The organism is Massilia sp. P2_C2, from assembly GCF_056404615.1.
Genome location: NZ_JBFUDR010000030.1, coordinates 24,390 through 33,808, shown reverse-complemented (window position 1 = coordinate 33,808; position 9,419 = coordinate 24,390). Strand labels below are relative to the sequence as shown.

Sequence of the window (9,419 nt, the reverse complement as noted above, 5' to 3'; positions counted from 1 at the left end):
GTACGAGGGCGCTCCACGGATCGCCCTCGACGCGGATGGCCTTGCCGCTGCCGGCGGGAACCGACAATTGTGTCTTTGCCCAACTCCCGTTCTGGAAGCCGTTTTTCAGTTCGTCATCAAAGGCGACGAGGGGATGCGGGAGGTCCTCGGCCCGTGCCAGGCTCCCGCCGGTCACACCGGCCACGCCAAGGGCGGCCAGGAACAGACGACGCGATACGCTCATGGTTGTCTCCGTTATAACTAACGTTTTAATGCCTGCAGGCAGCAGGTTCATCGATCTTACGACGGAAACGTATGCATGGCTATCACTCGGTAAAAATTCAGGGTCAGAGCACAAATTTCATAAAATTCGGGGTCAGAGCACTTTTTGCGGAAGCGAACGGCACTCAATTGAGCTGCCTCCATTGTTGTACCGTTCTCTTCGCTAAGGTCAGGCTTTTCACTAACATGCGCCTGCCATGTCACGCTCTCCACGCTTGATCCTGCCCGCAGTGCCACTGCACATCATCCAGCGAGGAAATAATCGCGGTCCTTGTTTTGTCAATACGGCCGACTATCTGGTCTACCTGACACTGCTGCGACAGTATGCTGCCGAGACCGCCTGCCAAGTCCACGCTTACGTCCTCATGACCAATCACGTCCACTTGTTGCTGTCCACGAGCAGCCGAACGGGGCCGAGTGTCCTCATGCGCCGTCTTGGCCAGCACTACGTCCAGTATTTCAATCGCCGGCATGGACGTAGCGGAACGTTATGGGAGGGTCGGTTCCGCTCTTGCTTGGTCGACAGCGAGCGCTACCTCCTCGTCTGCCAACGCTATATCGAACTGAATCCCGTACGGGCGCGCTTGGTCGAGACGCCAGATACATATCCCTGGTCGAGCTATCGCGCCAATGCGCTGGGTGCCGACGATCCTCTGGTAACGCCACACCTCGTGTATTCCGGCCTGGGCACACACGAAGCCGATCGCCGCGCGGCCTACCGCCATCTGTTCCTTGACGACATATCCGAACAGTTGCTCGAGGAAATAAGACGTGCCGGAAACAGCAGTCGGCCGCTCGGGTCGGCATCCTTTGTCGACGAGATCGCCAGCACGATGGGACGACGCCCGGTTCAACAACGACGTGGGCGGCCTCGCAGTAACAGTAATCAAATGTCTTGAAATGTGCTCTGACCCCGAATTTAGCTGAAAAAGTGCTCTGACCCCGAATTTTAGGCGGCGTCGTGGAAGATGATGCCGAGCGTATGGCGCCGGCCGCTGCGGATGCGGCTGACGCCGTGGCGCATGGTCACGCGATAGATGCCGCGCGTGCCGTTGACCGGACGCGTGTGCACGGGGAACACGACGGCATCGCCCTGCCCCAGCGGCACCACCTCGACGCGCGACTGCATGCGCGGCCGCTGTTCCGTCAGCACGAATTCGCCGCCGCTGAAGTCGGCGCCCGGGCACGACAGCAGCACGGCCACCTGCAGCGGGAACACGAAGTCGCCGTACAGGTCCTGGTGCAGGCAGTTGTAGTCGCCCGGACCATATCGCAGCAGCAATGGTGTCGGCCGGTCCTGCCCGGCCGCGTGGCAGCGCGCCAGGTAGTCGGCATGCGCGTCCGGATAGCGTTCGGGCAGCCCGAGCGCGGCCTGCCAGCGGTTGGCGATGCGCGCCAGCGGCGGATACAACGCCGTGCGCAGGCGGGCCAGGCCGGGCGGCAGCGGGTAGGCGTAATAACGGTATTCGCCCCGCCCGAAACCGTGGCGTTCCATCACGACGCGGCTGCGGAACTGCGCGTCGTCGCCGTAGCCGGCCGCGTACGCCGCGCACTGGTCCGCATCCAGCAACGCCGGCAGCACGGCGCAGCCGAAGGCGTYGAGGTCGGCGCCGGCACGGTCCCAGTCGACGTCCGTCATGCCTCGGCCTCGGCCTGGCTGGCCTCGCGCCGGAGCAGCGCCTGCTTGCGTTCGACGCCCCAGCGGTAGCCGGAGATCGAGCCGTCGTTGCGCACCACGCGGTGGCAGGGAATCGCCACCGCCACGGGGTTGGCGGCGCAGGCGCCGGCGATGGCGCGCGCGCCCTGCGGCATGCCGAGGCGCGCGGCCAGCTCGGCATAGCCGACCGTCTGCCCGGCCGGGATCTGGCGCAGCGCCTGCCAGACGCGCTGCTGGAATGCCGTGCCGCGCACGTCGAGCGGCAGGTCGAGGCCGATGCGCGGCGCCTCGACGAACGCGACGACCTGCGCAACGGTGCGCTCGAAATCCGGCTCGGCGCCGATCAGGTCGGCTTTCGGAAAACGGTCCTGCAGATCGCGCACCAGCTGCTCGGGATCGTCGCCCAGCAGGATGCAGCAGATGCCCTTGTCCGTCGCCGCCACGAGCAGCGCCCCCAGCGAACACTGCGCTACGGCGAAACGGATGGACTCGCCGCCGCCCCCGGTGCGGTACCGGCGCGGCGTCATGCCCAGCACACCGGACGACGCGGCATAGAAACGGCCGCTGGAATTGAAGCCGGCGTCGTAGGCGGCCGCGGTGACGCTGCCCGCCTGCGCCAGTCCCTGCTGCAGGCGTCCGGCGCGGCGCGCGGCCGCATAGGCCTTGGGCGTGATGCCCGTGTGGGCCTTGAAGACGCGGTGGAAGTGGAAGCGGCTCATGCCGCACGCGGCCGCCAGGCTGGCCAGGTCGGGCTCTTCCTCGGCGGCGTCGATCAGGCGGCAGGCCAGCGCCACGGCCTCGGCCTGGCGTTCGGCCAGCGACGGCGCGTCCGGACGACAGCGCAGGCAGGCGCGGAAGCCCGCCGCCTCGGCGTCGAGCGCGGTCGCATGGAAGGCGACGTTGGCGCGACGCGGCGTGCGCGACGGGCACGAGGGCCGGCAGTAGACGCCGGTGCTGCRCACGGAATAATAAAAATGGCCGTCGGCCTCGTGCGCACGGGCGACTACGGCCGCCCAGCGCTCGTCGTCGGTGGCGTAAGCGACAGGGGCGCCGGATTCGGCGGGTCGGCGGATGGTGGCGGTCGTCATCTCGGTCTCCAGGTTCTCGATGATCCCATCGTAAGCGCGCGCGGCGCGGCAAACACTTCGGGTCTTGCTTTCGAATTCGCGCCGGCCCCGGCCCGGCGTGCGGTGCTAGAATGACACTCTAACCGACGAGGTGCCGCAGAATTCCGGAGAGTAGTTTGGACGAACAGATCGCGCAAGACAGCACGCCCATTTTCCAGCGCATCAAGGATTACCTGCTCGGCGAAATCGCCTCGGGCCGCTGGAAAGAAGGCGACCTGGTGCCGTCCGAGCAGGCGCTCGTGCGCCAGTTCGGCGTCTCGCGCATGACCGTCAACCGGGCCGTGCGCGAACTGACGGCGGAACAGGTGCTCACGCGCCGCCAGGGTTCCGGCACCTTTGTGGCGCCGCAGAAGTACCAGGCGACGCTGGTCGAGATCCGCAACATCGCCGACGAGGTGCGGGCGCGCGGACACGCGCATGCGAGCCATCCGCGCCTGCTGGAGCAGGCCCCGGCGGGCGAGGCGCTGGCGCTCCAGTTCGGGCTGGAACCCGGCACGCCGCTGTTCCATTCGCTGATCGTGCACGACGAGAACGGCCAGCCGATCCAGGTCGAGGACCGCTGGGTCAATCCGGCCTGCGCGCCGGCCTACCTGGACCAGGACTTTGCGCGCATCACGCCGAACGAACACCTGATGATGGCCGCGCCGCTGCAGGGCGCCACCTACAGCATCGAGGCGCTGCCGGCGCCGCGCGAGGTCGCCGAGATGCTCGACGTCGCGCCCGGTACGTCGTGCCTCGTGCTCAAGCGGCGCACGACGTCGAACGGACAGGTAGCGTCCGTCGTGACGATGTGGCATCCGGGGCATTTATATAAATTCACGGGCAGCGTCGGCTGACGATTATCATTCAGGCCACGGCGCAAAAAATAATTCTGCCGGAACGACCACACGGGCCAGACTTGCGTGATAATGGCTGCGGTCAATCTGGAACTCTGAGCAATGAGATTTTGTACAAAGCTCACGAACACGTTCCAAAAAAATCGGTTATCATTCCGACTAAACCCCGCCTGACATCCTCTTGCAGCTCTTCCACTATTGAATATTGCACACATTGGCACCACCTTTGTGCAGCAAGACACTACCGAGCAGGATCGACGAGAGGTCCACGAAGACCTGCAGGCGTTAATTGACCTACCTCTCACTGAGGAAAACATGAGCGAAAACATCAAACACATCAGCGATGCATCCTTCGAAACCGACGTGCTGAAGTCCGAGCGCCCGGTCCTGGTCGACTTTTGGGCCGAGTGGTGCGGCCCCTGCAAGATGATCGCGCCGATCCTGGAAGAAGTCGCGAAAGAGTACGATGGCAAGCTGCTGATCGCGAAGATCGACGTCGACGCCAACCAGGCCGTGCCGGCCAAGTTCGGCATCCGCGGCATTCCCACGCTGATCCTGTTTAAGAACGGTGTCGCAGCCGCCCAGAAGGTCGGCGCCATGGCCAAAGGCCAACTGACTGCTTTCATCGATAGCAACATCTGATACCATAGGTGGCGGCAGCGCGCCCGCACTGCCGCCTGTTCCGGCCCGGGTAGACGATCGATTCCGATCCTATCCCTTTGATTAACCCACGCAGTCCCCTCCCCTACCTTTATTTCCCGTCACGGGACACCCGACACATGCACTTATCTGAACTGAAGGCAATGCACGTCTCCGCCCTTCTGGAGATGGCGATCAGCCTGGATATCGACAACGCAGCCCGCCTGCGCAAACAAGAACTGATGTTCGCGATCCTCAAGAAGCGCGCGAAACAAGGCGAACAGATTTTCGGCGACGGTGCGCTCGAAGTGTTGCCGGACGGTTTCGGTTTCCTGCGTTCGCCGGATGCGAGCTACATGGCTTCGACGGACGACATCTACATCTCGCCGTCGCAGATCCGCCGCTTCAACCTGCATACGGGTGACTCGATCGAGGGCGAGGTGCGCACGCCGAAGGATGGCGAGCGCTACTTCGCGCTGGTGAAGGTGGACAAGGTCAATGGCGAATCGCCGGAAGCCTCGAAGCACCGCATCCTGTTCGAGAACCTGACCCCGCTGCACCCGCAGGAGCCGCTGCGCCTCGAGCGCGACATGAACGGCCAGGAAAACATCACCGGTCGCATCATCGACCTGATCTCGCCGATCGGCAAGGGCCAGCGCGGCCTGCTGGTCGCCTCGCCGAAGTCGGGCAAGTCGGTCATCCTGCAGCACATTGCACACGCGATCACCGCGAACCATCCTGACTGCACGCTGATCGTCCTGCTGATCGACGAGCGTCCCGAGGAAGTGACGGAGATGCAGCGTTCGGTGCGCGGCGAAGTGGTCGCGTCGACCTTCGACGAACCGGCCACCCGCCACGTTCAAGTCGCGGAAATGGTGCTTGAGAAAGCCAAGCGCCTCGTCGAAATGAAGAAGGACGTCGTGATCCTGCTGGACTCGATCACCCGCCTGGCGCGCGCCTACAACACCGTGATCCCGGCCTCGGGCAAGGTGCTGACCGGCGGTGTCGACGCCAACGCGCTGCAGCGTCCGAAGCGTTTCTTCGGCGCCGCCCGTAACGTCGAGGAAGGCGGCTCGCTGACCATCGTCGCGACCGCGCTGATCGAGACCGGCTCGCGCATGGACGACGTGATCTACGAGGAATTCAAGGGCACCGGCAACATGGAAGTCCACCTCGAGCGCCGCCTGGCCGAGAAGCGCGTCTACCCGGCCATCAACCTGAACAAGTCGGGTACCCGCCGTGAGGAACTGCTGATCAAGCCGGACCAGTTGCAGAAGATCTGGATCCTGCGCAAGCTGCTGTACTCGATGGACGAGATCGAGGCGATGGAGTTCATCCTCGACAAGATGCGCGCGACCAAGAACAACGTCGAATTCTTCGACCTGATGCGTCGCGGCGGCTGATCGTTCGGCCGGCATCGAGCGGAAAAGGCGAGGCGTACTCGCCTTTTTTGCTTTTTGCGCTACGATTCGTTTAAGTCAAACCCTGGGACACCCTGGCGCGCAAAATCCGCAGCGAGGCAACCAAGGAGACCAAGATGACTTCCGACGAAATACACGACACCCCAGCCCAGCGCAACAAGGACCTGTTGCTCGATCGCCGGCTGACGGTACTCGAAACCCGCTTCGACACCACGCTGACCATGTTACCCAACAAAGCAGACCTGTCGGAACTGAAGGCCGAACTCAAGGCCGACATCCATGGCGAATCGGCTCACCTGAGCAAATGGATGGCAGCAACAGCCATCACGATGGTCATCGGCTTCGGCGGCATGATTCTTACCCTGCTGTCGCGCCTGCACGGCGCCTGAACGCCCGGTGCTGGTTGCCTTGGCGGCACGGCTGGCTTATAATCTCCGGTTCCGTATCCAACCCTGGCAAGTGATCGGCAATCGGGTCAAGAAGCAGGTCGACCGACGAAGTGCCGTTTGGCTACCAACTTAACCGAGGCAAAACCATGAAGACCGATATCCATCCGGATTACCGCGAAGTCGTGTTCCACGACCTGTCCTGCGATTTCAAATTCATCACCCGTTCGACCATCGCCACCCGCGAAACCATCAATTTCGAAGGTAAAGATTACCCGCTGGTCAAGATCGAGGTCTCCGCTGAATCGCACCCGTTCTTTACCGGCAAGCACAAGATCGTCGACACCGCTGGCCGCGTCGAGAAGTTCCGCCAGAAGTTCGGCTCGGTCGGCTCGAAGACCAGCGTCGCCAACGGCTAAGTCCCCGACGAGCGAACACCCGGGAAGCCTGCGGGCTTTCAAGAAGGAAGCCCCGGGCTTCCTTTTTTTTTCGCCGTTACGCCTGGTAGCAATGCCACCGCGACGCTTTTCCGTGGCCCCCTTATACTACGCGACATTAATTTATTGCATCACTTCGCGCTATCGATGAAACCCGTCCGCCTTCCCGCCGCCGCCACCCTCGCGTTGCCACGCTGGGCTTTATACGCACTCGGCCTGTTGTACATCCTGCCGGGACTGATCGGGCGTGATCCGTGGAAGGACGATGCCGCCAGCTTCGGCATCATGTGGACGATGGCGCACGGCGGTGTCCGCGACTGGCTGCTGCCGCACATCGCCGGCCTGCCCGCGCCCGAGGAAGGACCGCTGGCGTTCTGGCTCGGCGCATTGTGCATCAAGCTGTTCGGCTGGCTCGTGGGCGACGTGCTCGGGGCGCGCATCTCGACCATCGGCATCTTCGTGCTGGGCACCGTGTCGCTGTGGCACACGGCGTTCCACCTGGGGCGGCGTTCGGAAGCCCAGCCGCTGCGCCTGGCCTTCGGCGGGCAGCCGGAACCGGATGCCTACGGCCGCACGCTGGCCGACACGGCCGTCCTGATCTACCTCGGTTGCCTGGGCCTGCTGCAGCACAGCCACGAGACGCTGGCCGTCACCCTGCAGGGCGCGCTGCTCTCCTGGTTCCTGTTCCGCTCGGTGCGTTACATCGAAGACAGCACGCCGCGCAATGCCATGCTCGTCGGCGTCGCGCTGGGCCTGCTCACGCTGACGCGCGGCTTCGCCCCATCGCTGGCCCTGCTGGCCGCGCTCTACCTGTGCATCCGTTTTCTCAAGCTGCCTTCCGCGTCGCTGCTACGCCACCTCGGCCAGGCCGCAGGCACCGCCTTGCTGGTCTGGCTCGTGTGGGCCGCTCCGGCCACGCTGGCCCAACCGTATGGCCTGTCGCCCGTCGGCGCATGGCTGTCCTGGAACCGGGAGCAGCTGGGCGTGCCCGGCTGGCATGCGCTGAAGGCCTTCTTCCGTGTCGGCGTCTGGTATTTCTGGCCGGCCTGGCCGTTCGCCGCCTGGGCGGCCTGGGCCTGGCGCCGCCAGCACGGGCTGCTGCACATCATCCTGCCGACCTGCTTCGTCGGTGTTCTCACGCTCGTGATCCTGTGCGACCCCGTGCCGGAAGGCGGTGACCTGCTCAAGCTGCTGCCGCCGATGGCCTTGATGGCCGCGTTCGGCCTGCCGACGATGAAGCGCGGCGCGATCAATGCGATCGACTGGTTCTCCGTGATGGTGCTGACCCTGCTGGGCGGCCTGGCCTGGCTGTTCTGGATCGCCAAGCTGACGGGTTGGCCCGCGCAGCTGGCCAGGAACGTCCTCAAGCTGGTGCCGGGTTTCAAGCCGGAATTCGGCATCGTCGCCTTCCTCGTCGCGGCCGCGGCGACGGTCGGCTGGATCTTCCTCGTACACTGGCGCCTGTCGCGCCAGCCATCCGTGCTGTGGCGCGCCGTGGTGCTTTCCTCGGGCGGCCTGATCCTGTTGTGGGTGCTGCTGATGACACTGTTCCTGCCAGACCTGAACTATGGCAAGAGCTACGCCAGCGTGGCCCAGCAGATCGCCGCCCGCCTGCCGGCCGACGCCGACTGCATCGACACGAACGTCGGCCCCGCCCAGCGCGCCTCGTTCGCCTACTTCGGCCACCTGCCCTTCGCTCCCGTCGACGGCGGCACCTGCAGCTTCATGCTGTTGCAGGACAGCGTCGGCCAGAAGACGGCCCCGACTGGTCCGATGCAGAACGGCGCGCTGCCGCGCGGCGGTGCGGCGCTGCCGTTCCACGGGCGCGACTGGACCCTGCTGTGGGAAGGCCGCCGCCCCTCCGACCGCGACGAACGTTTCCGCCTGTTCCGGCGCGTGCGCTGACCGCCAGGCCACCCGCCACGGGTGGCTTTTTTTATCGACGCCTGCCGCCCGCGCGCACGCGCGCCGGCTGTCGTTAGATCTCGCACAGACGCCATTCATTTCCAACCAGAAAAGGAGACTTCACCTAGAAACTTTCCGGATGAGAACAATTCATTTCGGAAAAACGCGAATTTGAGAGAAGTCAACCCGCCATTGGTGCGCTTGTTCAAAATGGAGTGTGTGACCGGCCCCAGACGTCATTCAACGAAAGGACTCTCCATGAAAAGCGTGACGTTTTCCGAAATCGAGCGCGTCCGGAAGGGACCGCACCGCCCCATCTCCATCGACGCCGCACAGCGCCCGATGCTGCTGTTGATAAGCATGGTACTTGGCCTGCCCGCGCTGGTCATCGCCTTCCACCTGGTCGATCCGACGGCCCCGCTCTCCTATATCGTCGTGCCGGTACTGCTGGGTGGCCTGCTGCCGGCAGTCGCGCGCACGCTGCCGGGCCGGTTCGAGGTCACGACGCGCTTCTCGGCCTGCCACCTCGTCGGCACGCTGGACGATGCGATGGAAAGACTCGGCTATGCAGCGGCCGAACGCGGTCCCGGCACGGTGCGCTACCGCGTGCACCCGGCGCGCTGGCCGAAACGGCAGGGGGCGGACATCTCGGTGACCGTGCGCGACCACCTGCTCGAAGTGACCGGCCCGGTACGCACGCTGCGCGCGCTGCGCCGCCAGCTCAGCTGCTGATGGCCACGCCGGCGGGTC

Annotated in this window: 11 protein-coding genes; 8 read left to right on the top strand and 3 right to left on the bottom strand. The window is 64.4% G+C overall.

Annotated features, from left to right (window positions below; all coding sequences use genetic code 11):
* Positions 1-223 (bottom strand): twin-arginine translocation signal domain-containing protein (locus tag AC1DYX_RS05930; RefSeq protein WP_477257247.1); only part of this gene is annotated, 223 nt, incomplete at its 3' end.
* 253 nt (positions 224-476) lie between these two features.
* Between AC1DYX_RS05930 and AC1DYX_RS05925 the strand changes: the two genes are divergently transcribed.
* Positions 477-1,160 carry a transposase gene (locus AC1DYX_RS05925; RefSeq protein WP_477257245.1) on the top strand — a complete coding sequence of 228 codons (684 nt, stop codon included), beginning with the start codon at positions 477-479 and terminating at the stop codon, positions 1,158-1,160.
* A 50-nt stretch (positions 1,161-1,210) separates the two neighbouring features.
* On the opposite strand, the gene AC1DYX_RS05920 is transcribed toward AC1DYX_RS05925, so the two are convergent.
* Complete coding sequence (locus AC1DYX_RS05920; RefSeq protein WP_477257243.1) at positions 1,211-1,900, bottom strand: 2OG-Fe(II) oxygenase; 690 nt, start codon at positions 1,898-1,900, stop codon at positions 1,211-1,213.
* Positions 1,897-3,006, bottom strand: coding sequence for a bifunctional DNA-binding transcriptional regulator/O6-methylguanine-DNA methyltransferase Ada (ada, locus tag AC1DYX_RS05915; RefSeq protein ID WP_477257241.1), 1,110 nt, complete (start codon positions 3,004-3,006; stop codon positions 1,897-1,899). The genes AC1DYX_RS05920 and ada overlap by 4 nt, the downstream gene beginning before the upstream one ends.
* 155 nt (positions 3,007-3,161) lie before the next feature.
* Here ada and hutC point away from each other — a divergent pair, with 155 nt between their 5' ends.
* The 7 genes from hutC to AC1DYX_RS05880 all read left to right on the top strand — a co-directional run bounded on the left by hutC (position 3,162) and on the right by AC1DYX_RS05880 (position 9,401).
* Positions 3,162-3,881 (top strand): histidine utilization repressor, encoded by a 720-nt coding sequence (gene hutC, locus AC1DYX_RS05910; RefSeq protein WP_477257239.1) that lies wholly within the window; start codon positions 3,162-3,164, stop codon positions 3,879-3,881.
* A gap of 315 nt (positions 3,882-4,196) precedes the next feature.
* Positions 4,197-4,523, top strand: a complete 327-nt coding sequence (gene trxA / locus AC1DYX_RS05905; RefSeq protein ID WP_322404413.1) for a thioredoxin TrxA — start codon at positions 4,197-4,199, stop codon at positions 4,521-4,523.
* A gap of 137 nt (positions 4,524-4,660) precedes the next feature.
* On the top strand, positions 4,661-5,923 hold the full coding sequence (rho, locus tag AC1DYX_RS05900) for a transcription termination factor Rho (RefSeq protein WP_477257237.1): 1,263 nt from the start codon (positions 4,661-4,663) through the stop codon (positions 5,921-5,923).
* A gap of 134 nt (positions 5,924-6,057) precedes the next feature.
* Positions 6,058-6,330, top strand: a complete 273-nt coding sequence (locus AC1DYX_RS05895) for a hypothetical protein (RefSeq protein WP_477257235.1) — start codon at positions 6,058-6,060, stop codon at positions 6,328-6,330.
* Positions 6,331-6,476: 146 nt separating this feature from the next.
* Positions 6,477-6,746 carry a type B 50S ribosomal protein L31 gene (locus AC1DYX_RS05890; RefSeq protein ID WP_036236125.1) on the top strand — a complete coding sequence of 90 codons (270 nt, stop codon included), beginning with the start codon at positions 6,477-6,479 and terminating at the stop codon, positions 6,744-6,746.
* Between the two features lie 165 nt (positions 6,747-6,911).
* Complete coding sequence (locus AC1DYX_RS05885) at positions 6,912-8,669, top strand: ArnT family glycosyltransferase (protein WP_477257232.1); 1,758 nt, start codon at positions 6,912-6,914, stop codon at positions 8,667-8,669.
* 258 nt (positions 8,670-8,927) lie between these two features.
* Positions 8,928-9,401 carry a hypothetical protein gene (locus AC1DYX_RS05880; RefSeq protein ID WP_477257230.1) on the top strand — a complete coding sequence of 158 codons (474 nt, stop codon included), beginning with the start codon at positions 8,928-8,930 and terminating at the stop codon, positions 9,399-9,401.
* Positions 9,402-9,419 lie beyond the last annotated feature (18 nt).